This window comes from Pseudarthrobacter sp. MDT1-40-2 (genome assembly GCF_059383595.1).
The window spans coordinates 1,124,418-1,147,393 of sequence record NZ_JBWZCL010000001.1 but is presented as its reverse complement, the minus strand read 5'-3'; the positions used below and the strand labels follow the sequence as shown (position 1 = coordinate 1,147,393).

Here is a 22,976-nt window from a genome sequence, read left to right as displayed (position 1 = left end):
GGCGACCGTCTTCGCCAGCCCCGAACCAAGAGCGCCCTACCTGCAAGCCACTAGTCAACGGTCACAGTCACCGTGTGCCAGCCCGAGGCGCCATCGGGCACCGGATTGGCCTTCTCGGCGGTCTGGACATCGCCGGACCTGTCGATGGCCCGCACCCTCAGCTCATGCCGGCCGGGAACCGCATCCCATTCGAACGACCACTGCCGCCAGGCATCGACGGTGGGTTCTTCAGACAGGGCAGCTTCCTTCCAGTCGCCGTCGTCCACCTGGACCTCCACCGAGCTGATACCGCTATGCTGGGCCCAGGCCGTTCCGCCTACGGCCACAACACCGGCCGGGACCCTGGCCGCCTCCCGCGGCACTTCCAACCGGGCCATGGTCTTGATGGGCCCGCGGTCAGACCAGCCGCGCTGGGTCCAGTAGGCTTCCCTGTCGTCGAACCGGGTTACCTCAAGGTCCATCAGCCATTTAGTCGCGGAGACGAAGCCGTACAGCCCTGGAACCACCATGCGGACGGGGTACCCGTGATCCAGAGGCAGGGGCTCGTCATTCATCCCGATCGCCAGGATGGCATCCCGATCGTCCTGCAGGACCGCCAGGGGAGTGGAGGCTGTAAAGCCGTCCACGGAGGTGGAAAGCACCATGTCCGCCGCCTCCAGGGGCCGGGCCCTTGCAAGGACCTCGCGAATTGGCAGGCCCAGCCATTTGGCATTTCCCACCAGGTTTCCGCCCACGGGATTGGACACGCAGGCGAGGGTCACATGCGTCTCGATCAGGCTGGCGTCGAGCAGATCCTGGAAGGTCAGTGTGACCTCTTCCTCCACCAGTCCGTGCACCCGCAGAGTCCAGACGGTGGCGTCGATGTCCGGAACGCGCAGCGCGGTGTCGATCCGGTAGAAGTCATCGTTGGGGGTGAGCCAGGGGTCCACCCCCGGGGTGCGGGACTGCACCGTGGCAGGCACCACTGGTGCTGGCCGCGTCGGCGCAGGAAGCTTCAAGGCGCTGCGGGCCTGGAGGGCGGCATTTCTGGCGGCGCCCAACACCTGCCCGCCGACCCCCATCACCACTGCCGCTGCCGTAGTCCCGGCGGCCATCAGGAAATACCTGCGGGAGGGACGCGGCGGACTGCCGGCATCATCGTCGGGCGCAGGCCGCGGCACAAGGTTCACCAGCAGCCGCAACGCCAGCACCCCGGCAGCCGTGCCTGCCGCCGTCGGGAGGGCATCGGTTGATTCCGCCCCGGATCGGGTGAGCACGCACGCAACGATCACGGAGCCCATCAGCAACACTCCGGCGGCGCCTTGCCACCACTTTCTGTAGGCAAGGATCCCCAACAGGGAAGCCAGCACCAGGATGGTAATCCCCATGCCTGCAAACAGCGCAGCTTTGTCGTTCGTGCCGAAGGCGGCAATCGCGAAGTCCTTCAGCCACGAGGGCGTGAAGTCAATGAACGTGGACCCTAAGGCAAACAGTGGGGTCAGCCGCGAGGTAAAGAAGCTGCCCAGCAGTTCGGCAAGGGAAAGTACGACGGCGGCTGCCAGGATTCCGGCGAGGGCGGCCCATGCTTCGGGCCGTTCGCGGGTTCGCCCGGGAGCCGGGCGGGGGATTGCCATGCACTGATCCTCCGCCCACACAGCAGGCGTGGCAAGCACACGTGACGCTGCAGGCATGCCCCGGCAGACGCCCATAGAGTGCGCAGCGTCCCCAAATCCGGGTAAAAGAGCGACAATTGACTGTTAAGACGACTCAGTGCTGAGGACCGGCCTGGAAGGATGCCCGATGACCCGCTCCAACCCTCCCGTGGAGGAAGCAGACGAGAACAATCTGGATGTTGCGAAGCCCAAGGACTGGGCGGCCGGGCTGCCCGGCGTCTATCACTCGATGCAGCCGGCCCTCAAGCACATGGGCATCGAGCGGAGCGCACGCACCCTGCTCAGGATGAACCAGAAGCAGGGGTTCGACTGCATGAGCTGCGCGTGGCCTGATCCGTCCGATCACCGGGGCACCTTTGAGTTCTGCGAGAATGGCGCCAAGGCGGTGACCTGGGAAGCCACTCCGGTCACGGTCTCATCGGAGTTCTGGGCCGAGCACCCGATCAGCGAACTGCGTGGAAGATCTGAATTCTGGCTGGGAATGCAGGGCCGGCTCACCGAACCCGTCTACAAGGCGGCCGGTGATGACTACTACCGCCCCATCAGCTGGGATAAGGCGATCACCATTGTTTCCGAGAAGCTCAAAAGCCTTGCCTCCCCCGACGAAGCAACTTTCTACACGAGCGGCCGCGCGTCCAACGAAGCCGCATTTCTCTACCAGTTGTTCATCCGGGGACTTGGCACCAACAACATGCCCGACTGCTCGAACATGTGCCATGAATCCTCCGGTGTAGCGATGGGCCAGACCATCGGCATCGGCAAAGCCACAGTGGCCTACAACGACTACCTCAACTGCGATCTGATGATCGTCATCGGCCAGAACCCCGGGACCAATCACCCCCGGATGCTAAGCGCCATGGAGAAGCAAAAGGAGAACGGCGGCCAGATCGTCGCGATCAATCCCCTGCCCGAAGCGGGCCTGCGTCGATTCAAAAACCCGCAAAAGCCCAAGGGCGTTATTGGCCGCGGAACTGACCTCGCGGACCAGTTCCTGCAGATCCGGGCCGGCGGGGACATGGCGCTGCTGCAGGCTGTCTCCAAGCGGGTCCTCGAAGCTGAAGACCGCAACCCGGGCACCGTGCTGGACCATGAGTTCATCGCCCGGTACTGCGAGGGCCTGGACGAACTGCGCGAGCACCTGGCACGCCTCGACGAGCAGACGGTGCTGGAGGCCACCGGGCTGCGCCCGGAGGAAATCGATGAACTCGCCGGCCGCTACATCAGGGCCGAAAAGGTCATCATCACCTGGGCCATGGGCGTCACGCAACAGAGGAACGGCGTCGGGACCATCAAGGAAATGATCAACCTCCTCCTGCTGAGGGGAAACATCGGCCGCCCGGGTGCAGGCGCGTCACCGATCCGCGGACACTCCAACGTGCAGGGTGACCGCACCATGGGCATCTGGGAACAGATGCCGCCGTCGTTCCTGGATGCACTCGGCAAGGAATTCTCGTTCGAACCTCCCCGCAAGCACGGCGTAGATTCGGTGGCTGCCGTCAGGGGCATGCGGGACGGAGACATCAAGTTCTTCATGGCGCTGGGCGGGAACTTCGTTGCCGCGATGTCCGACACTGCGGCAACCGAAGCAGCAATGCAAAACCTCGAAATGAACGTGCAGATCTCCACTAAGCTGAACCGCTCCCATACCGTCGTTGGTGAAGAAGCGCTCATCCTGCCCACGCTCGGCCGCACCGAAACAGATATCCAGGCCACCGGTCCGCAGTTCGTGTCCGTTGAGGACACGGTGAGCGCCGTGCACTCCTCCGAGGGCAAAGTCGAACCGGTAGCACCCGGACTGCTCTCCGAGATTGCCATCGTCAGCCGCCTGGCTCGGGCCACCCTCGGCAATCGCATTGCCGCTGACTGGCAAGGGTTCGAGGATGATTACGACCGCATCCGGGACCACATTGCCCACGTGGTACCCGGTTGTGAGAACTACAACCGGCGCATCCGGGAAAAAGACGGCTTCCTGCTGGCTAATGGTCCGCGGGATTCGCGGAAGTTCGATACCCCCAGCGGCAAAGCACTGATGACCGTGAATGAGCTGGACCCCATGGAGTGCCCGCCCGGCCGCCTGATCCTGCAGACGATGCGGTCCCATGATCAGTTCAACACCACGATTTACGGCTATAACGACCGGTACCGCGGTATCAGGAAGGGCCGGCATGTAATCTTCGTGAACCCGGAGGACCTTACAGAATTGGGGTTCTCTGACGGTGACCTGGTGGATGTGCACGGGGAGTATGCGGACGGCAAGGACCGCGTGCTGCGCAAATTCCGCGTGGTGGCCTACCCCAGCGCCCGGGGCTGTGCGGCTGTTTACTATCCGGAGGGGAACGTCCTGGTGCCCCTCGACGACACCGTCAAGGGCAGCAATACACCCGTCTCCAAGGGCGTCATCATTCGGCTCGAGCGGGCCGCGGATGGTCCCGCCGGCGGCAGCAGCGAGGAGAACGGGCGGGAGGACATGCCGGCCACCGTTTGACTACCGGACCAGCCGGACCAGTAATCTCCGCATTCCCTCTTAGGCTCGCGGCGGGGCACAAAGTACCCTTGGGAACTGTGAAGGTACTTGTCATTGGCCCTGGAGGCCGCGAACACGCCATTGTCCGTTCCCTGTTGGAAGACTCCAACGTTTCCGAGGTCCACGCGGCGCCGGGTAACGCAGGGATCAGCAAGCTGGTTCCGACTCACCCCATCAACGCCAACGATCCCGAAGCGGTGGCCGCACTCGCCGCCAAACTCTCCGTGGACCTGGTGGTGGTTGGCCCCGAGGCGCCACTGGCGGCGGGCGTTTCCGACGCCGTTCGGGAAGCAGGTATTCCGGTGTTCGGGCCCAGCAAGGCCGCAGCCCAGCTGGAGGCTTCGAAAGCGTTTGCCAAGGAAGTGATGGCCGAGGCCGGCGTTCCCACAGCTATGGCACTCGTGGCCACGAATACCGCCGAAGCCGAATCCGCCCTTGATACCTTTGGTGCCCCCTACGTGGTTAAGGACGACGGCCTGGCTGCCGGTAAGGGCGTTGTGGTCACCAAGGACCGGGCCGCCGCCCTGGCCCACGCCCAGTCCTGCTTTGATGCCGGCGGAACGGTCGTCATCGAGGAATTCCTCGACGGACCCGAGGTCTCGGTCTTCGTCCTCTCCGACGGCAAGAACACCGTAGCGCTCTCCCCGGCCCAGGACTTCAAACGCATTTACGACAATGACGAAGGCCCCAACACCGGCGGCATGGGTGCCTATACACCGCTCGAATGGGCGCCCGAAGGCCTGGTTCAGGAAGTACTGGACCGCGTCGCCCAGCCCACGGTGAACGAGATGGCCCGGCGTGGGACTCCGTTTGTCGGCGTGCTGTTCGTCGGCCTGGCGCTCACTTCCCGAGGGACCCGCGTCATCGAATTCAACGTCCGCTTCGGCGATCCGGAAACCCAGGCAGTCCTGGCGCGGCTCAGGACTCCGCTCGGTGCGCTGCTTCTGGCTGCCGCCAAGGGCGAACTGGACAAGGCAGAAGAGCTGCGTTGGTCGCCCGAGACCGCTGTCGCCGTCGTCATTGCGTCCGAAAACTACCCGGACGCCCCGCGAACAGGCGACCGCATTCGTGGCCTGAAGAAGGTGGAGGAGCTTGAAGGCGTCCACGTGGTTCATGCCGGTACTGCGTTCGACCAGGACGGCAAGGTGATCTCCGCCGGTGGCCGCGTGCTTGCGGTGGTTGCTCTCGGCCGGGATCTGGTGGAGGCAAGGGAAAAAGCGTACGACGGCGTTGAGCTGGTCAAGCTCGATGGTGCCCAGTTCCGGACGGACATAGGCCGCAAGGCTGCCCGCGGCGAAATCAAAGTTGCCGGTACGCGCACCGGCGCGCTGCCTGTAACCACAGCAAAGGATTAACGTGACAGAGAACTTCCCCGGCGGACTGGAAACTGATGCTCCGGACCTGCCCGGCTGGACCCATGTGTATTCCGGCAAGGTCCGCGACCTTTATGAGCCCGCGGACGACACCGTTCGGCAGAGTCACGGCCAGGACTGCGTACTGGTGGTTGCCAGCGACCGCATCAGCGCCTTCGACCACGTGCTGTCGAGCGAGATCCCTGACAAGGGGCGCATCCTTACCCAGCTGAGCCTGTGGTGGTTCGACCAGTTGGACGTTGAGCACCATGTCCTGGCGTCCACGGTTGAGGACGGCGTACCGGAGGCTGTTGCCGGCCGGGCCATGATCTGCAAGAAGCTGGACATGTTCCCCGTGGAATGCATTGCCCGCGGCTACCTCACGGGCTCGGGACTGGTGGAATACCGCCGGTCCGGCACCGTCTGCAACATTCCGCTGCCGGAGGGCCTGGTGGATGGATCCCGATTGGACGCCGCCATCTTCACGCCGTCGGCCAAGGCTGATGTGGGAGAACACGATGAGAACATCAGCTACGACGCCATGGTGTCCATTGTGGGGGATGATATTGCTGCCCGGTTGCGTGAGTTGACGCTGCACATCTACACCGTTGCGGAGGAGATCGCCCGCAAGCGGGGCATCATCCTGGCTGACACCAAAGTGGAGTTCGGCTACGACGCCGTCTCGGGAAGCATCACGCTGGGCGACGAAGTGCTGACCCCCGACTCGTCGCGGTTCTGGGACGCAGCCACCTACACGCCCGGGCAGGCACAGCCCTCATACGACAAGCAGTATGTCCGTGACTGGCTCACGTCCCCCCAGTCCGGCTGGGACAAATCCTCCGACACCCCGCCTCCGGCCTTGCCTGAGGACGTCATCCTGCGCACCCGCAGCCGCTATGTTGAGGCTTACGAGAAGTTGACGGGCCAGCAGTTCGCCTAGCGCCCGCTGCATCCAGCAGGGAACCGCGGCGCCTCAGCCTACCTTGGCTGAGGCCGCGGCCCGCTGCTGGGCCAGCCTGATCTCGAGGACCGCGTCAAGTGCCTGCTGCACGCGGTCGTTGGCGCCGGCCGCGCTGAAGTCTTTCTGCGCCTCGTCCAGGTAACCCAGGGCTTCCTCGGCCTCGCCAGCGGCTTTGAGTGCCTTGCCCAGCAGCAGCGACACCTCGCCGGACGTATGCCGGGCCAGGGATTCACGTTCGGCATGGATTCCGCGGAGCTTGGCCACGGCGCTGTCGATGTCCCCCGTGAGGTAGAGCCAGCGGGCCCTGATGAACGCAACTTCCAGCTGGTCCGTTTTGTTGCCGCCCACGATGGACAGGGCCAGTTCGGCGCGCTCAATCGCGGACAGGGTTTCCGGTTCCACGATTCCGGAAGACAGCCGCACCGCAGCAGAAGCCTTGTTGAAGCGCGCCCACAGGTCGATGTCATTGGCCGGGGAGAGCATCTTGGCCGCGCGTTCGTGGTACTTGATGCCTTCTGTATAGTCATGCCGCATAAACGCCACGTTGCCGATCACCCAGGCCACCTCGCCGGCCAGTTGGGACATGGAGTTGTCATCCACCTGCTCGCTCATGGCCTGGCAGTAGCCCCACGCTTCCTCCAACCGGCCGCTTTCCGCCAAGGCACCAATGAGTGCCCGGTGGGCGCCGATGATCAGCGTGGATCCCGGCGGCAGCTGCTCACAGAGCCGCACGGCTTCCATGGCATGTTCGACGGCGGCACTCAGCTGGCCCTGAGCCTGATGGACTGCGGCAAGCATCTGCCGGGCCCGGACTCCCAGCCCTGCGGACTCTTTGGCCATGGGGTGGTCGAGCAGGCGCTCCATGATGTTCTGGCATTCCTGCCATTCGCCCTGCTTGATCAGGCACTCGGCCTGCATGTAGGTCATGTTCCACCATGCGCTGGTGTTCTTGCCTTCCAGGGCGATCCGGGCGGCCGTGGCGGCATGGCTGGCCGCCAGCGGGTAGTCCCGCAGGTCCCAGGCCTGGCGCGCGTACAGGCCAGCCAGAACGTATTCGGCATCGCTCACGGAGATGGGCTGGCTCCAGGCCTCGAGGGCTTTGGGAGCCAGTTCCAGCCGGCGGGCAAGCTCTTCGATAACGTCCGCCGTGGGTTCGCGCCGGCCGCTCTCCAGAAGGGATATGTAGCTGGGGGAGTAGAGGCCTTTTCCGAGCTCGGCCTGCGTTAACCCACGATCAAGTCGCTCGGCGCGGAGCTTCTCCCCGAATCCGTTCCCCACAGGATTTCCTCCTTTTTACTTACAGACTTTCCATCAATGCTTGACAGTGCCTGTGGAAAACATTTTACAATGTATGTCAACAAGGGCGGTGCCCGCCTCTGTAACGAATCCGACTCGTATTGAGGAACTCACACATGTTGAAGAAGATTGCAGCTGCCGCCGTCTTGGCTGGGGCTTTGGCGTTCTCCGCTGCTGGTCCGGCGATCCTGTCCGCAGGATCCGTCACGGATTCCACGAATGTCTCCACCGCCGTGGGTAACTGGCCTGATCCGATGAGCAATCCGCAGGCCGTGGGCAACTGGCCTGACCCGATGTAAGCAATACCTGAAACAAAAAAGAGGGTCTCCGCAAGGAGGCCCTCTTTTTCATTGGTCGGGATGACAGGATTTGAACCTGCGACCTCGTCGTCCCGAACGACGCGCGCTACCAAGCTGCGCCACATCCCGATCCGCTGCAAAAGCAACTTTACAAGAATAGCCGATGGCCGGTCCCGAAGCGAAATCGAACCGCCGGAGAGGAAGAATCCCGCGAACCGTGCCCCAGGGCTTAGACGAGCGAGTCCTTCCAGGCCCCGTGCAGCTGGGCGAACCGTCCGCCGTCGCCGATCAGTTCCGCCGGCGTGCCGTCCTCCACGACCTGGCCGTCGTGCACCACCAGCACACGGTCCGCAGTCTCCACGGTGGAGAGCCGGTGCGCGATGATCAACGCAGTCCGGCCTGCGCCGCCGGAGACGCCGGCAAGCAGCCGCGACAGGCCTGTCTGGACCAGGCGCTCGGAAGGGATGTCCAGCGAGGACGTGGCTTCGTCCAGGATCAGCACCGCCGGGCGGGCAAGGTAGGCACGGGCGAAGCTGATCAGCTGGCGCTGTCCGGAGGACACCCGCCCGCCGCGCTTGTTGACGTCCGTGTCGTAGCCTTCGGGCAGCTCGATGATGAAGTCGTGGGCGCCCACTGCCCTGGCCGCTTCCTCGATCTCCGCGCGGGAGGCGGCGGGCCGGCCCAGGGCTATGTTGTCCGCCACCGAGCCGCTGAACAGGAACGCCTCCTGGGTGACCATCACGATGTTATGCCGCAGGTCCTGTGTGGCCAGTTTCCGCAGGTCCACGCCATCGAGGGTGATGGAGCCGGCCGAAACATCGTAGAAGCGGGCAATGAGCTTGGCCAGCGTGGACTTACCGGCGCCGGTCTGCCCCACCAATGCAACGGTCTGGCCGGCGGGGATGTGGAGGTTCAGCCTGGGCACCACCAGCGGACCGTCGCCATAGCCGAACTCGACGTCGTTGAAGTCGATGGCGCCCTTGGCCTCTTTGAGCGCTACCGGGTTCCTGGGCGGCCGGACGGTGGGGATCTCTTCCAGGAGCCCGGACACCTTCTCCAAAGCCGCCTGAGCGCTCTGGAAGGAGTTGTAGAACATGGCCATCTGGTCAACGGGCTGGAAGAACCGCTTCGTGGACAGGATCAGGGCCAACAGCACACCCACCTCGAGCCCCCCGGTCAGTACCCGGAAACCTCCCAGGAGCAGGACGACGGCGACGCAGATGTTGCCGATCAGCACCAGCCCGGGCTGGAAGATGCCGTTGAGGTTGATGGAGCGGACGGTCACCAGGCGGTAGTCCTCGGCCAGTTGGCCGTACTTGGCGGCGTTTTCGCGCTCCTTGCGGAAAGCCTTCACGGCGCGGATGCCAGTCATGGTCTCCACGAAGTGCACAATCAGCCGGGCGGAGACCACCCGGGACTGGCGGAAGGCGATCTGGGAGTGCTTCTGGTACCAGCGCGAGAGGAAGTACATGGGCACGCCGGCGGCCAGGATCAGCAGCCCGCTCCGCCAGTCCAGGGCAAAGATGGTGACTGCCGTGAACACCATGAACAGCAATCCGGAGGCCAGCGAGCTCACGCCGGAATCCAGCAGTTCGCGCAGCGCTTCCAGGTCGGAGGTTTGCCGGGCGATGATGCGGCCCGAGGTGTAGTTCTCGTGGAACTCAAGGCTGAGGCGCTGGGTGTGCTGGAAGACCCGTACGCGCAGGTCCAAAAGCATGGCCTGGCTCAGTTTTGCCGTGGACGTGACATACAGGGAGGTCAGCACGGCAGCAACTACTGCTGCGCAGAGATACGCCACGCCGGTCAGCACCAGGGGCAGGTTGTCCCCGGCCTGCAGGGCGGGCAGGGCCCGGTCGATGCCAAAGGCTATCAGCACCGGCCCGGCCACCCGGGCGGCCTGGGAAAGCACGACCATCACGATCGTGAGCCAGAACCTGACCCGCAGCGGATGGATCAGGGACCCCAGCAAGGCCAGTGACCGGCGTCGTACTGCCTTGCTGTCGCTTTTGCTGAGGTGGGCGTTGTCCTCGTTGGCGGTGCCAAAGGTTGCGGTGCTCATCGAAGGGACTCCTCCGCCTCGTCGTCGAGGTCTGATAGTTCTGAATCGAGGTCACGTGGTCCGGTTTCCAGGCTGGCGATCACGTACCGGTAGTGCGGGTTGGAAGCCAGGAGCTCAGAATGCGTGCCGACGGCGGTAATCCGGCCTTCCTCCAGCAGAGCCACCCGGTCAGCAAGTGCCACGGTGGAGGGACGGTGGGCGACGATCAGGGTGGTGGTTCCGGTGAGCACCTCGCGCAGCCTGGCCTCCACCAGTTCTTCGGTGTTGACGTCCAGCGCGGAGAGTGGATCGTCCAGCACCAGGACGCGGGGCTTGGCGGCGATGGCGCGGGCCAGGGCGATGCGCTGCCGCTGTCCGCCGGAGAGGCTCAGGCCTTCTTCGCCAATCAGCGTGTCCACACCGTCCGGGAGCGCGTAGGCAAAGTGCGCCTGGGCCACGTCCAGGGCTTCGTCGAGCGCTTCGTTGCTGGGATCCGGGGCGCCCAACAGCACGTTGTCCCGGACTGAATTGGAGAAGAGAGTGGTGTCCTCGAAGGCGACGGCCACCACTCGGCGCAACTCTCCGACGTCGAACTCCCGCAGATCCACGCCGTCGATGGTGATGGAACCCTCGGTGACCTCGTACAGGCGGGGGACCAGCTGCAGCAGGGCGCTTTTGCCGCTGCCGGTGATGCCCACCAGTGCCATTGTTTCACCGGGCCGTACTTCCAGGTTGATGTCCTTCAGGATGGGCTTGCCTGGCGCGTCCTCGAAAGCGAAAGTGACATTGTTGAAGTCCAGTGCGCCGCGCACTTCCGCCGGACGGACCGGGCTCTCCGGGCTGGTGATGGTGTTGGCGGAATCCATCACCTCAAAATGGCGGTCGACGGCGGTCTTGGCCATGAGTGCCATGGCCAGGAGGGTGCCGCAGAACTCAACGGGTGTGGCGATCACCGCAGCCGTGGCGAAGAAGGCAACCAATGCCCCGATGCTGAGGCTGCCATCGGCCACCAGCAGCACGCCCACTACCAGTCCCGTACCGAGCGCTAATTCGGGCAACAGCGTGACGAGCAAGGTGAAGGTGGCTTGCTGCTTGGCCTTCGCGATCTCCGTCTGTCGCAGTTCCTCGGCCTGCTCGTTGAAGTTTTCCAAGGCTTCGCGGCTCCTGCCGAAGGCCTTCAAGACGCGGATGCCGTGCACAGACTCCTCGACGGTTGTTGCGAGGTCTCCGGCCTGGTCCTGGCTGAGCCGGGCCACCTTGCTGAACCGCGTGCGGAATTGGAAGGCCTTGATCATCATCGGGACGGCTGCTGCGAGGAAGATCAGTGCCAACTGCCAGCTCATGGCGAACATTACGGAGATGCCGAGGACGACGGTAATGCTGGTAACCACTAACATGATCGCGCCGAAGGCCATCCAGCGGCGCAGGAAATTGAGGTCGGTCATGGCGCGGGACAGCAACTGCCCGGAACCCCAGCGGTCGTGGAAAGACACCGTCAGGTCCTGCAGGTGGTGGTACAGGGACACCCTCATCCGGGTCTCCACTGTGGTGGCCGGGTTGATCACGAAATAACGCCGCAGCGCAACGAGGCCCGCTTCCGCCACGCCCAGCACCAGCACGATGCCGGCTGCGATCCACACCGCGGTGGTGGCACCGCCGGCGTGGAGGGTCTCGTTGATCAGAACCCGTAGCACCTGCGGGATAGCCAAGGCCACTACGCTCGCCAGCAATGCGCAGACCAGTCCCATGACCAGCCTGGGCATGATGGGCCTCATGTGTGGATACAGACGGCTGATTGATGTGAAAAATGAACCTTGCGTCTTCGCCATGCCGCTTCTCAAGCCTCTATCGAGTAGTTTCCCGTAGCAACTACCCTATGCCATGGGCTGATACCACTCAGGGCTTTTTTGTGACGCGGATCGCAAAAACGCCTGTACAGCTAGGCCTCTGCGGGGGAGGTGAGCGTCAGCAGTACGGCTTCCGGCCGGCACGCGATCCGGACCGGGGCGAAGCGGGAGGTGCCGATACCGCCTGAGACGTTGACCGGCGTCGTATGTCCGTTGCTTTCCCAGTCGTTGAGGCCCTTGGCCCGCCAGGTGGGGAGGTCGCAGTTGGACACGAGCGCACCGTAGCCCGGGATGCAAAGCTGCCCACCGTGCGTGTGGCCCGCCAGCAACAGGTCCGCGCCCTCTTCGGTGAAGTGGTCCAGGACCCGTTGGTAGGGTGCATGGATGACAGCGACGCGCAGGTGCGGCTTGTTGTCCTGGCCGCGGGTTCCGCGGGGCCAGCCGGCGTACTGCTCCCGGTTCAGGTGCGGATCATCCACACCGGAGAAATCGAAGCGCATGCCGTTCAGGGGAATGGACTGGTTGCGGTTGGTCAGGTCTACCCAGCCGGCCATCCCGAACCCGGAGCGCAGTCGCGGCCAGTCAAGCACCTTCGACTCCAGGCGGACCTTGGATGGGCCCAGCAGGTAGGAGGCCGGATTCTTCAGTGACGGTCCGAAGTAGTCGTTGGAACCCGGAACGAACACGCCCGGGAACCGCAGCAGCGGGGCCAGCGCCTCCAGCAGCGGGTCAATGGCGGCGGGATGGCTCAGGTTGTCCCCGGTATTGACTACCAGGTCCGGTTCGAGCTCTGCCAAGGACTTCAACCACCCGGCCTTGGCCCGTTGGCCAGGGACAAAATGGATGTCGCTCAGGTGCAGGACCCGGAGCGGCCGTTGGCCGGGCGGCAGGATGGGCAGGAACTCCTCGCGGAGCTCAAACTGGTTCTTCTCCCAGAGGCCGTAACCAAAGGCAGCAAGCCCGACGGCGGCACCCATCCCAGCGGTCCCCGCCAGTCCGCGGCCCAGGGAGCGGGTCCTGGCCGCGAACGTGGTTCCGTCAGCCATGTGTGTTAGTCGTCCCCGCCGTTGCCGTTGCCGTTACCATTGCCGTTGTTCTCGGGCTCTTCAGCCGGAGCGGGCGGTTCGGCAGGAGCGGGCGGTTCGGCAGCCGGGGGTGCGGCCGGCGCAGGCGCCGGGGGTGCGGCCGGAGCAGGCGCCGGGGCTGCCGGGGTGGATGATCGGGCGGGAGCACCGGAGACCAGGTTGCTGGGGGGCGCTGTGAACGGGTTTGTTCCATAGCCCGGTGCGACATCGCGCATGAAAGTAGTGAACATGGGACCGGCAATCATGTAACCGTCAATGGCCTTGTAGAAGTTGCCGTTGATGGTCAGGTCCCGGCCCATGCGGCTCTGGTTCCCCAGGGGATCGCCGAACCAGGCGGCCGTGGCCAGGCCCGTTGTGTAGCCGACCACCCAGGTAGAGCCGTTCGTGTCATTCGTTCCGGTCTTGGCCGCGATCGGGAAGGCAGTCCGGGTGGAAAGCCGGGGCTGGATCAGCGAACCGGAGCCGGAATTCATGACTTCCTGCATTGCATAGGCCACGCCGCGCGCAACCTCGGGCTTGACCGCGTCAACGCAATTGCTGGACTGCGCCGGAAGCTGCGCTCCGGTGGGGTCCGTGACGGAGGTAACGGCGATCGGCTCGCAGTAGCGGCCGTCATTGGCGAACGCGGCAAACGCGGCAGCCATGGTGAGCGGAGCAGTCTGCGTGGAGCCAATGAGGTTGGCAAGGCGCGTCATCGGCACCTTCGGGTTGGGATCGTCCCCGATGGGGTTTCCGCCGTGAATGCCAACAGCGTCCACGATCTTCTGGATTCCGCACAGGTCCACCTGGGCGGCCGAAGCGAAGGTGGCCGTGTTGATGGAGTTCTTGAATCCGTCAAGGACATCCAACGTCCGGTACCAGTTGTCTTCAGCGTTCTGGAGGTCCTCACTTCCCGCGGCCTTTGAATAGAAGCCGTCCACAGGGGTGGGGCAAGTGTTCCGCCACGGGAAGCCCGGGGGGTAGACGCGCTGAGCGGCGTTGACTCTGGTACTCAGCGATTTGCCCTCGTTCAGCCATTGGGCGAGAGTGAATGGCTTCATGGTGGAGCCGGGCTGGAAACCGCCCAGGCCATTGAGGTCGTTGCCGTCCTTGTCCTGCTGGTCCACGTTGAAGTTCTGGGTCTGGTCAAACTTCCCGTCCGCCGGCAGGGGCACGGTGTTCTGGGCCATGGTGACGATCTTGCCCGTGTTCGGCTGCACGGAGACCATGGAAGCGCCCCACTTGTCCGGGTTGGCGCCGGCAGCGGAATCCGCCTGGACCTGGGCAACGTTCTGGGCCACGGGATCAAGGGTGGTGGTGATGGTGAGGCCGCCGCGGAAGATGGCGTTCCGGCGGTCTTCCTCCGTGGCGCCGTAGGCCGGGTTGTTCAGCAGCAGGTGGATGACGTAGTCGCAGAAGTAGGGAGCCATTGACGCGTAGGAGCAACCCTGCCGGGTGGGGGTGACGTTCGTTTCCACCGGAGTGGCAACAGCGGCGTCGTGCTCTTCCTGGGTGATCTTTCCCTGGTTCAGCATGAGGCCCAGCACCAGGTCGCGGCGCTCCTGGGAAGCCTCCGGGTTGGCGATCGGGTCAAAAGCTGAAGGGCTGTTCACCAGGCCGGCGAGCAATGCAGCCTGCGGCAGCGTCAGGTCCTTGGCGCTGGTGCTGAAGAAGAGCTTGGACGCGGCCTCGATGCCATAGGCGTTGACGTTGAAGAAGACAATGTTCAGGTAGCCCTCAAGGATCTGCTCCTTGGTGAATTCCTTTTCCAGCGCAATGGCCAGCTTCATCTCGCGGAGTTTGTCGCCAACACCCTTGTTGACGCCGTTAAGGAGGATGTCCTCGTCGTTGCCTTCCGCAGCCAGCTTGGAGTTGAGGACGTTGTTGACATACTGCTGGGTGATAGTGGAGGCACCCTGCCGATTGCCCTGGGCGGTGGCAACCACGGCCCGGAGGATACCGGTAGTGTCCACTCCGCCGTGCTCGTAGAACCGGCTGTCTTCAACCGCAATCACGGCTTCCTGCATATAAGGGGAAATCTGGTCCAGGCCAACGCGGGTCCGGTTTTCCTCGAAGAGTGTGGCGATCACGCTTCCGTCCGCAGCCAGGACCTTGGTGGACTGGCTGGGAGGCTCCACCTGGAGCTCTGCAGGAAGGGCATCAAAAAACTCTATGGAACTGCTGGCGGCTGTGCCGCTCACAGCAGCAGCGGGAACCAGAAGCCCCGCCACGAGGACACCACAAATGGCACTAACACCCAGGAAGCCGAGCAACTTGCCCAGGGTGGTAGCTGTGTCGAAAAGTGGGTTGTTGCGAGTCGCCATGTTTTCCACTTTACCGTCAAGGGCTAGGCTTAAGCTCATGACCAAATGGGAGTACGCGACAATTCCGCTCATTATTCACGCCACCAAGCAGATTCTGGATCAGTGGGGCGAGGACGGCTGGGAGCTTGTCCAGGTGGTCGCCGGGCCTGACGGCAACGGACTGGTGGCCTACCTTAAGCGGGAGAAGCAGTAGCCATGACTACCTCTTCCGAGGCCACTGCCGGAGCGCCCGCAGCCCCGGTATCCGCCGTCGAACAGCGCCTTGCCGGTCTTGGACTGGAACTTCCCGAGGTTGCCGCCCCGGTGGCCGCCTACGTGCCGGCGATCATCTCCGGGAACCACGTTTATACCTCCGGCCAACTGCCTTTTATTAACGGCAAACTCCAAGGAACCGGCAAAGTATCCTCCGGAAGCGAAGGTGCCTCGGATGAGGCCACCGTTACACCGGAAGATGCCAAGCGGTATGCCGCCATCTGTGCCGTCAACGCATTGGCCGCAGTCAAGAGCGTCATTGGCGATCTGGACCGCATCACCCGGATCGTCAAGGTCGTTGGCTTCGTTGCCTCGGACGCCTCCTTCACCGGCCAGCCCGGCGTGATCAACGGTGCGTCAGAACTCCTGGGCCAGGTCTTCGGCGAGGCCGGGCAGCACGCCCGTTCCGCCGTCGGTGTTACCGTCCTGCCCCTCGACTCCCCGGTGGAAGTCGAACTGATTGCCGAATTCAGCTAGGACCGGTTCCCTTTGCCTCAGCTAGCCAGAAGATTGTTTGTTCTGCCCGCAGAGCTTGTTGGCTCGGCGCAGAGCTGGCTGGAGCACGGTGAAAGGACAGCCCGGGCGGCGCGTTTTGCCTCCTCCGTAGTCCTGCTCCGCGACTCTCCCAACGGCCTGGAAACCTGGCTGGCTTACCGGCCCGGCTCCTCGCCGCTGGGCGTTCTGGCCTTCCCGGGTGGTTCGCTGGAACCGTCCGACGACGACTCCGTAGGCTGGCTGGGTCCCTCGCCGCAGCAGTGGGCCGAACTGATGGGAACCACTGACGTCGGGCTGGCGCGCCGCCACGTGGTGGGCGCCATCCGTGAACTCTTCGAGGAAACCGGCGTGCTGCTCGCGGGAACGGACCTCTCCACCACCGTGGAATCGACCTTTACTCCAGACTGGATGCGTGCCCGGAGGGCCGTGGCCGAGCAGGAGAAGTCCTTCACCGATGTCCTGGCAAAGCGAGGCCTTTCCGTTCGCAGTGATCTGCTGAGGCCACTGGTGAACTGGCTGAGTCCGGACTTCGCGCACCGCCGGTTCAACACCCGGTACTTCGCCGCCACAGTGCCCATGAACCAGCAACCCACCCTGCTTGAGGACAAGGGGGTATGGGGCCGGTGGGTCAGCCCGGCCGCAATCATGGCCACCCGCGACACCTCCGCCCTGGGCGACGAAGTGGGCCAGCCCAACACCGTCGGCCATACGCTGGGCGAACTCCTGGTACCGGGCTCCGAGATCATGCTCGAGAAGATGGCGAACGCCAACGGCTGCATCGCCTACCTCAGCTACAAACGCAAAGCCCACGTCTACCAGCCGCGCCTGGTCGAAGAAGACGGAAAGCTGCTGCTCGAGGTAGAGGCCGCCAAGACCGTCGCGGGAGAGCCGCAGCGGGAGCGCTAGGGCCGCCTTCTATAACCAAAAAAGTGGGGCCGGCACCATTACTGGTGCCGGCCCCGCTCTCTTTGCGTTTTGGACTACCGGGAGCGCTGGCGCAGGCGCTGCATGTCCAGGATGACGACGGCTCGGGCCTCCAGGCGCAGCCAGCCGCGCTGAACGAACTCTGCGAGGGCCTTGTTCACGGTTTCGCGGGAGGCGCCCACCAGCTGGGCAAGTTCTTCCTGGGTGAGCTCGTGGGCCACCAGCACACCATCCGTTGCCGGGCGGCCGAATCGGTCTGCGAGGTCCAGCAGCGCCTTGGCCACACGGCCCGGAACATCCGAGAACACGAGGTCCGACAATGAATCGTTGGTGCGGCGGAGCCGGCGGGCCAGTGCCTGGAGCAGCTGGGCGGACACCTCCGGGCGGGTGCGCAGCAGGGTGTTGAGGCTGTCATTGCGGAGGCCGGCGAGCCGGGTTTCCGAGACTGCGGTTGCTGTTGCCGTGCGGGGGCTCGGATCGAACAGTGCCATCTCGCCGAACAGTTCACCCGGGCCGAGGATGGCAAGCAGGGACTCGCGGCCGTCGGGGGACGTGCGGCCCAGTTTCACCTTGCCGGAGACGATGAAGTACAGCTGGTCCCCCTGGTCGCCTTCCCGGAATACCGACGCACCGCGCGAAAGGTCCACCTCTGTCAGCTCATCTGTCAGCAGACGGAACGCTTCGTCGTCCAGCGTGGCGAAAAGGGGCGCTCGGCGCAGTACCTCGATGTCCATGAAATCTCCTGAATTAATAAGTCGGCTGTGACGCTTTTGCCATTGTTTCAGAATTTTCAACTGTCTGTGACGTACTTGGCATGCGAAACGCCCGCTGAAGGTCCGTCAGGACCTGGTTTGGGGCTGATTGTCAGGGATGAACATTAGAATTGGGGCTTGACCCCTTTGTGAGGAGCCTTAGTGTTTGGCCTGACCCTTCTGGACCTGGCGTTGATCCTGGCCCTGATTTCGTACCTGTTCTACGGCCTGCGCAACGGATTCCTCGTTACTGTCGGGGGCATCGCCGGATTCGCGGCAGGTGCTGTCGCCGCCTTCCTGGCCATCCCCCTTGTCAGCAGCCTCGTCTCCGATCCCAACTGGCGCCTGACCGCGGTGGTAGCTGCCGCCGTCGTACTGGTAGTGATGGGCCACGGCATCGGGACCATGATCGGACGGAAAATCCGCGGCGTGGTGCGGATCCAGCCCCTGCGTGCCATTGACAGGCTGGTGGGCGGTCTGGCGAACGTGGTGGTGTCTGCGCTGGTGATGTCCATGCTGGCGTTCAGCGTCAGCACCCTGGGCGTGCCCTTCCTGTCCCAGCAACTGGCCGAATCAAAGGTGATCCGCGTCATCGACGGGGCCACTCCCACACCCGTGAAGGCCACCATGGCGCAGCTGCGGTCTGTGGTGATCGGGGACGGGATCCCCACCCTGATCGAAGGGTTCGGGCAGGGCCAGCCGGCCGTGATTCCAGATGCCAGCACGGACACGCCGGCTCTGAACGAGGCAGCGCGATCGGTGCTCAAGATCACGGGTACGGCCTTCCAGTGCGGCCAGAACCAGACCGGCACCGGGTTTGTGGTGGCGGAAGGGAAAGTGGTTACTAATGCCCACGTCGTGGCGGGCGTGTCGCAGCCGGTGGTGGAAATACCGGGCGTGGGCGCGCTGCCCGGTTCAGTGGTGCACTTCGACACCGTGAACGATCTTGCCGTGCTTTCCGTGGGTGGATTGCCGGCGGACCCGCTGGCCCTGGGCGGTAACCTCCCCCCGGGCTCCACAGCGGCGTTCTCCGGCTACCCGCACGGCGGCCCGTTCCAGGCTCAGCCGGCAAGTGTCCAAGACATAGTGACCGTGCTGGTGCCGGACATTTACGGCAACAACGCGGCGCCGCAGGAGGTTTACCGGATCGCCGGCAACGTCCAGCCGGGGAACTCCGGAGGCCCGCTTTTGACCATGGACGGGACTGTGGCGGGTGTTGTCTTCGCCAAGACCACCTCTGACGAGGAGCTGGGCTTCGCCATCACCATGGCGGACCTTGCGCCGCTGGTGGCGCAGGCGCCGGCTTTGAACGCCCCGGTGGCGCCAGGGCCCTGTATCCAGAAGTAGGCGGCGCCAACCAACGTAGGCGGCGCCGCAACAGGCAGCAGAAGGGCTAGCGCCGCATGGCCAGAAAGTCGATGGCCAGCTTGTAGCCCTGCACGCCCGCGCCCACGATCACCGCTGTGCATACCGGTGAGAGGTAAGAATGGTGCCGGAACTCCTCGCGCTGGTGCACATTGGTGATGTGGACCTCGACGGCGGGAAGCGCCACGGCAGCCAACGCGTCACGCAGTGCCACCGAGGTGTGCGTATAGGCGCCGGCGTTGATGACGATGCCGAGGGCGGTGCCCCGCGCCGCGTGGATGGCGTCGATCAGGTCGCCTTCGTGGTTGGACTGGACGCAATCCACGGTGAGGCCATGCCCGGAAGCGGCCTCAATGGCAAGCTGCTCAATGTCCGCCAGCGTGGACGTGCCGTACTTTTCCGGTTCACGGGTACCCAGGAGGTTCAGGTTGGGGCCGTTGATCACAAGAATGGAGTTGGAGGAGGCAGTGCCGGCGTCGGAGGAGGAAGGTGCGTCAGTCATGATGTCCAATCTAGTCCGGGAGCGGCGATCCGGGTGATCCTCAGCTTGCCGACCCGCTCGCCCAGGATGCGCTGGGCCTCGGGGCTGAGTCCGTCATCACTGATGACCTCGTCAGCTGCTTCGAGATCGGCGATGCTGCTCATGCCAAGCGTGCCCCACTTGCTGTGGTCAGCCAGCACCACCATCTTGCGTGCGGTAGCAACAAATGCCCTGTTGGTTTCTGCCTCGAGGATGTTGGGGGTGGTGAAGCCGGCTGCCTCATCCATGCCATGCACGCCCAGGAACAGAACATCCAGGTGCAGCTGCTTCAGCGCTGCAGTGGCGATGGGCCCAACCAGGGCGTCCGACGGCGTGCGCTCGCCTCCCGTCAGGATCACCGTGGAGGAGAAACGGGCCGCCCCCGCTGAGGAGCCGTGGTGGAAGAGATCTGCGATCCGGATGGAGTTGGTAACCACGGTGATCCGCGGACCGTGAACCAGCTGTTCTGCCAGAGCCCAGGTGGTAGTGCCGGCGCTCAGGCCAACTGCCATGCCCTCCTGCACCATCGCGGCGGCTTCCACCGCGATGGCCCGCTTCTCCGCGGTGAGCTGTGTGGACTTCAGTTCGAAGCCCGGTTCGTGAGTGCTGGCGCCACCTGGCAGTTTGGCTCCACCGTGAATGCGCTCGAGCTGCCCGGATTCTTCCAGGAGTTCAATATCCCGGCGGATGGTCATCAGCGAGACACCCAGTTGCTGCGCGAGGTCGGACACGCGGACCACCCGTTCCCGTTGGACGGCGTCCACAATGACCTGGTGTCGTGCGGCAGGCAGCATGGGCGTTCCTTCGGTCGATCAGCAGGACTGCCCCCAGCATACGGCGGCGGCGCCCCCCGCATACCAGTGAAGCGCCGCCGTCGTTGCTTTGTTGCTGTTGCCCTTATGTCACTTCCGCAGGGAAGTGGCGATCTGCTGCATGACCGTATTGTCCGAGAGGGTGGTGGCGTCGCCGACTTCGCGGCCCTCGGCCACGTCCTTGAGGAGGCGCCGCATGATCTTGCCGGAGCGGGTTTTGGGCAGCTCCGGGACCACCAGGATGGTCTTGGGCTTGGCAATCGGGCCGATTTCCTTACCCACGTGATTGCGGAGTTCCTGGACGATCTCGTCACCGGAGTCAATGGCGTCCCCGCGGAGGATAACGAACGCCACCACTGCCTGACCGGTGGTTTCGTCTGCTGCACCCACGACGGCGGCTTCCGCTACGGCGGGGTGGCTCACCAGTGCTGATTCAATCTCCGTTGTGGAAAGCCGGTGCCCGGAGATGTTCATGACGTCGTCCACGCGGCCCAGGAGCCAGATGTCACCTTCTTCGTCCTTCTTGGCACCGTCGCCGGCGAAGTACATGGCCTCAAAGCGGGACCAGTACGTGTCCTTGAAGCGTTCCGGATCGCCCCAGATGCCGCGGAGCATGGCCGGCCAAGGTTCCCGGATCACCAGGAAGCCGCCATGTCCGTTGGGCACCGACTCGCCCATCTCATCCACGACGTCCACGGCGATGCCGGGCAGCGGAACCTGCGCGGAGCCAGGCTTGGTGGCTGTGACCCCGGGCAGCGGGGCGATCATCTGGGCGCCCGTTTCGGTCTGCCACCAGGTGTCCACGATGGGCGTCTTGTCCCCGCCAATGACCTTCCGGTACCACATCCACGCTTCGGGGTTAATGGATTCGCCCACCGAGCCCAGCAGGCGCAGCGAGGACAGATCGTACTTGTCCGGGATCTCACGGCCCCACTTCATGAACGTCCGGATGGCCGTCGGCGCCGTGTAGAGGATGGAGACCTTGTACTTTTCCACGATTTCCCACCAACGGCCCTGATGCGGCGAATCCGGGGTGCCCTCGTACATCACCTGGGTAGCGCCGTTGATGAGCGGCGCGTAGGTGACGTAGGTGTGGCCGGTGACCCATCCGACGTCGGCGGTGCACCAATACACGTCCGTTTCCGGATGCAGATCGAATACTGCTCTGTGCGTGTAGGCACCCTGGGTGAGGTAACCGCCGGTGGTGTGCAGGATGCCCTTGGGCTTTCCCGTGGTCCCGGAGGTGTAGAGGATGAAAAGCGGGTGCTCGGAGTCATGTCCAACGGCAGTGTGTTCCGTTGACGCCGTGCCTACGGTTTCATCCCACCAGAGGTCGCGGTCCGTGTGCCAGTCCACGTCCTGGCCGCTGCGCTTGACCACGATGACGTTCTGCACGCTGTGGCCGTCCCGGGCGAGGGCATCATCCACGGCAGGCTTCAAGGCGCTCGGCTTGCCGCGGCGGTATGTGCCGTCAGCGGTGACCACCAGCTTGGCCTCGGCGTCCTCGATCCTGGAGCGGAGGGCATCGGCGGAGAAACCGCCGAACACCACCGAGTGGATCGCGCCGATCCGGGCGCAGGCCAGCAGCGTGATGACAGCCTCGGGGATCATGGGCAGGTAGACGGCGACGCGGTCTCCCTTGGCCACGCCGAGGGATTCGAACGCGTTGGCGGCTTTCTTGACTTCTTCGGTCAGCTGCGCGTAGGTGTACTGGCGGGTGTCACCGGGTTCGCCTTCGAAGTAGATGGCGACCCGGTCGCCCAGGCCGTTTTCCACGTGGCGGTCCAGAGCGTTGTACGCGGCATTGATTTCGCCGCCCACGAACCACTTGGCGAACGGCGGGTTGGACCAGTCCAAAGCTTCGGTGAAATCCTTGTTCCAGGTGAGCAACTCACGGGCCTTCTTGGCCCAGAAAGTTGGGCGGTCCGCTTCGGACTCCGCGTAGTCGGCCTCGGTGACAACTGCGGAAGCCTTGAATTCGGGAGAGGGCTCAAACCTGCGGTGTTCATGGAGCAGATTCTCGAAAGCGTCGCCCTGCTGGTCGGGCCGCACGGAAGATCCGGCGTCGACGGCGGCACCGGGCTGGGTGATGTCCTGGGACATAGTGAACCTCATCATTCGTCGTTCTTTGCCACCTTCGAATGCTGTGTGTCCCGGCCGCGATTAGGCACATGCCACCGGCACTTCGCTGGGCTGCGGCGTGGGACACGGCACCCCGTAAGGAGCTGTTCCGTTGACAGACTATCGCCTACGCCACACAGTGCTGTGCTGCTGATCACAGGAGGAGCCGTGAGTGGCGTTTATTATGCGTTGAATGGCACGCGCCTGTCCCGGGACGGAAATAGAGGGGGCAGTGCACGTTTGGCCTTGCCCGCTGTCATCAGACGTGGGTGGGCCCCGGAGCCCCCAACTCGGGTTCTCCGGGGCCGTGCAGTCCGTAAGTCAAGCGATAGGTTTGCGGACTGATTTCCAAGCGGCGGCAGACTGGTCCTGCCCTAC

At 64.1% G+C, this 22,976-nt stretch carries 18 protein-coding genes and 1 tRNA gene; 8 read left to right on the top strand and 11 right to left on the bottom strand.

Going from position 1 to position 22,976, the window contains the following annotated elements; all coding sequences use genetic code 11:
* Positions 1-50 precede the first annotated feature (50 nt).
* Positions 51-1,613: a molybdopterin-dependent oxidoreductase gene (locus AC50X5_RS05360; RefSeq protein WP_494975040.1), complete on the bottom strand. Its 1,563-nt coding sequence runs from the start codon at positions 1,611-1,613 to the stop codon at positions 51-53.
* 166 nt (positions 1,614-1,779) lie between these two features.
* On the opposite strand from AC50X5_RS05360, the gene AC50X5_RS05355 reads away from it, so the two are divergent.
* The 3 genes from AC50X5_RS05355 to AC50X5_RS05345 all read left to right on the top strand — a co-directional run bounded on the left by AC50X5_RS05355 (position 1,780) and on the right by AC50X5_RS05345 (position 6,468).
* Positions 1,780-4,137: an FdhF/YdeP family oxidoreductase gene (locus tag AC50X5_RS05355; protein WP_494975039.1), complete on the top strand. Its 2,358-nt coding sequence runs from the start codon at positions 1,780-1,782 to the stop codon at positions 4,135-4,137.
* Between the two features lie 77 nt (positions 4,138-4,214).
* Positions 4,215-5,531, top strand: a complete 1,317-nt coding sequence (purD, locus tag AC50X5_RS05350) for a phosphoribosylamine--glycine ligase (RefSeq protein WP_494975038.1) — start codon at positions 4,215-4,217, stop codon at positions 5,529-5,531.
* A gap of 1 nt (position 5,532) precedes the next feature.
* Positions 5,533-6,468 (top strand): phosphoribosylaminoimidazolesuccinocarboxamide synthase, encoded by a 936-nt coding sequence (locus AC50X5_RS05345; protein ID WP_494975037.1) that lies wholly within the window; start codon positions 5,533-5,535, stop codon positions 6,466-6,468.
* Between the two features lie 33 nt (positions 6,469-6,501).
* Here the strand turns inward: AC50X5_RS05345 and AC50X5_RS05340 are convergent, their stop codons facing one another.
* Positions 6,502-7,767 carry a helix-turn-helix domain-containing protein gene (locus AC50X5_RS05340; protein WP_494975036.1) on the bottom strand — a complete coding sequence of 422 codons (1,266 nt, stop codon included), beginning with the start codon at positions 7,765-7,767 and terminating at the stop codon, positions 6,502-6,504.
* A gap of 134 nt (positions 7,768-7,901) precedes the next feature.
* On the opposite strand from AC50X5_RS05340, the gene AC50X5_RS05335 reads away from it, so the two are divergent.
* Positions 7,902-8,084, top strand: coding sequence for a hypothetical protein (locus tag AC50X5_RS05335; protein ID WP_494975035.1), 183 nt, complete (start codon positions 7,902-7,904; stop codon positions 8,082-8,084).
* 52 nt (positions 8,085-8,136) lie between these two features.
* Here AC50X5_RS05335 and AC50X5_RS05330 read toward each other — a convergent pair.
* The 5 genes from AC50X5_RS05330 to AC50X5_RS05310 form a co-directional block, all read right to left on the bottom strand.
* Positions 8,137-8,213, bottom strand: a tRNA-Pro gene (locus AC50X5_RS05330).
* A gap of 100 nt (positions 8,214-8,313) precedes the next feature.
* Positions 8,314-10,143 carry an ABC transporter ATP-binding protein gene (locus AC50X5_RS05325; RefSeq protein ID WP_494975034.1) on the bottom strand — a complete coding sequence of 610 codons (1,830 nt, stop codon included), beginning with the start codon at positions 10,141-10,143 and terminating at the stop codon, positions 8,314-8,316.
* Complete coding sequence (locus tag AC50X5_RS05320; protein WP_494975033.1) at positions 10,140-11,951, bottom strand: ABC transporter ATP-binding protein; 1,812 nt, start codon at positions 11,949-11,951, stop codon at positions 10,140-10,142. The genes AC50X5_RS05325 and AC50X5_RS05320 overlap by 4 nt, the downstream gene beginning before the upstream one ends.
* A gap of 110 nt (positions 11,952-12,061) precedes the next feature.
* Positions 12,062-13,015: a metallophosphoesterase gene (locus tag AC50X5_RS05315; RefSeq protein ID WP_494975032.1), complete on the bottom strand. Its 954-nt coding sequence runs from the start codon at positions 13,013-13,015 to the stop codon at positions 12,062-12,064.
* A gap of 5 nt (positions 13,016-13,020) precedes the next feature.
* The gene (locus AC50X5_RS05310) at positions 13,021-15,357 is read right to left on the bottom strand and encodes a transglycosylase domain-containing protein (protein ID WP_494975031.1); all 2,337 of its coding nucleotides are present in this window, start codon (positions 15,355-15,357) and stop codon (positions 13,021-13,023) included.
* Positions 15,358-15,394: 37 nt separating this feature from the next.
* Here AC50X5_RS05310 and sp36 point away from each other — a divergent pair, with 37 nt between their 5' ends.
* Genes sp36 through AC50X5_RS05295 form a run of 3 tightly spaced genes read left to right on the top strand, consistent with a single transcriptional unit; the run spans position 15,395 to position 17,010 of the window.
* Complete coding sequence (gene sp36, locus AC50X5_RS05305; protein WP_330187135.1) at positions 15,395-15,550, top strand: Sp36 family protein; 156 nt, start codon at positions 15,395-15,397, stop codon at positions 15,548-15,550.
* Positions 15,551-15,552: 2 nt separating this feature from the next.
* A complete protein-coding gene (locus AC50X5_RS05300; RefSeq protein WP_494975030.1) occupies positions 15,553-16,086 on the top strand; it encodes a RidA family protein in 534 nt (177 codons plus the stop codon).
* Between the two features lie 12 nt (positions 16,087-16,098).
* Positions 16,099-17,010: an NUDIX hydrolase gene (locus AC50X5_RS05295; protein WP_494975029.1), complete on the top strand. Its 912-nt coding sequence runs from the start codon at positions 16,099-16,101 to the stop codon at positions 17,008-17,010.
* 74 nt (positions 17,011-17,084) lie between these two features.
* Here the strand turns inward: AC50X5_RS05295 and AC50X5_RS05290 are convergent, their stop codons facing one another.
* Positions 17,085-17,762: a Crp/Fnr family transcriptional regulator gene (locus AC50X5_RS05290; RefSeq protein WP_330187139.1), complete on the bottom strand. Its 678-nt coding sequence runs from the start codon at positions 17,760-17,762 to the stop codon at positions 17,085-17,087.
* A gap of 180 nt (positions 17,763-17,942) precedes the next feature.
* Between AC50X5_RS05290 and AC50X5_RS05285 the strand changes: the two genes are divergently transcribed.
* The gene (locus AC50X5_RS05285; RefSeq protein WP_494975028.1) at positions 17,943-19,127 is read left to right on the top strand and encodes a MarP family serine protease; all 1,185 of its coding nucleotides are present in this window, start codon (positions 17,943-17,945) and stop codon (positions 19,125-19,127) included.
* A 46-nt stretch (positions 19,128-19,173) separates the two neighbouring features.
* Here the strand turns inward: AC50X5_RS05285 and aroQ are convergent, their stop codons facing one another.
* From aroQ to acs, 3 genes are all read right to left on the bottom strand, one after another.
* Complete coding sequence (aroQ, locus tag AC50X5_RS05280) at positions 19,174-19,647, bottom strand: type II 3-dehydroquinate dehydratase (protein ID WP_494975027.1); 474 nt, start codon at positions 19,645-19,647, stop codon at positions 19,174-19,176.
* Entirely contained in the window at positions 19,644-20,459 is an 816-nt protein-coding gene (locus AC50X5_RS05275; RefSeq protein WP_494975026.1) for a DeoR/GlpR family DNA-binding transcription regulator, read from the bottom strand. The genes aroQ and AC50X5_RS05275 overlap by 4 nt, the downstream gene beginning before the upstream one ends.
* A 108-nt stretch (positions 20,460-20,567) precedes the next feature.
* Entirely contained in the window at positions 20,568-22,580 is a 2,013-nt protein-coding gene (acs, locus tag AC50X5_RS05270) for an acetate--CoA ligase (RefSeq protein ID WP_494975235.1), read from the bottom strand.
* Positions 22,581-22,976 lie beyond the last annotated feature (396 nt).

Coding starts and splice junctions, on each gene's coding strand:
- AC50X5_RS05360 (WP_494975040.1), bottom strand. CDS start 1,613: ATGGCAATCCCCCGCCCGGCTCCCGGGCGAACCCGCGAACGGCCCGAA.
- AC50X5_RS05355 (WP_494975039.1), top strand. CDS start 1,780: ATGACCCGCTCCAACCCTCCCGTGGAGGAAGCAGACGAGAACAATCTG.
- AC50X5_RS05335 (WP_494975035.1), top strand. CDS start 7,902: ATGTTGAAGAAGATTGCAGCTGCCGCCGTCTTGGCTGGGGCTTTGGCG.
- AC50X5_RS05325 (WP_494975034.1), bottom strand. CDS start 10,143: ATGAGCACCGCAACCTTTGGCACCGCCAACGAGGACAACGCCCACCTC.
- AC50X5_RS05320 (WP_494975033.1), bottom strand. CDS start 11,951: ATGGCGAAGACGCAAGGTTCATTTTTCACATCAATCAGCCGTCTGTAT.
- AC50X5_RS05315 (WP_494975032.1), bottom strand. CDS start 13,015: ATGGCTGACGGAACCACGTTCGCGGCCAGGACCCGCTCCCTGGGCCGC.
- AC50X5_RS05310 (WP_494975031.1), bottom strand. CDS start 15,357: ATGGCGACTCGCAACAACCCACTTTTCGACACAGCTACCACCCTGGGC.
- sp36 (WP_330187135.1), top strand. CDS start 15,395: ATGACCAAATGGGAGTACGCGACAATTCCGCTCATTATTCACGCCACC.
- AC50X5_RS05300 (WP_494975030.1), top strand. CDS start 15,553: ATGACTACCTCTTCCGAGGCCACTGCCGGAGCGCCCGCAGCCCCGGTA.
- AC50X5_RS05290 (WP_330187139.1), bottom strand. CDS start 17,762: ATGGACATCGAGGTACTGCGCCGAGCGCCCCTTTTCGCCACGCTGGAC.
- aroQ (WP_494975027.1), bottom strand. CDS start 19,647: ATGACTGACGCACCTTCCTCCTCCGACGCCGGCACTGCCTCCTCCAAC.
- AC50X5_RS05275 (WP_494975026.1), bottom strand. CDS start 20,459: ATGCTGCCTGCCGCACGACACCAGGTCATTGTGGACGCCGTCCAACGG.
- acs (WP_494975235.1), bottom strand. CDS start 22,580: ATGTCCCAGGACATCACCCAGCCCGGTGCCGCCGTCGACGCCGGATCT.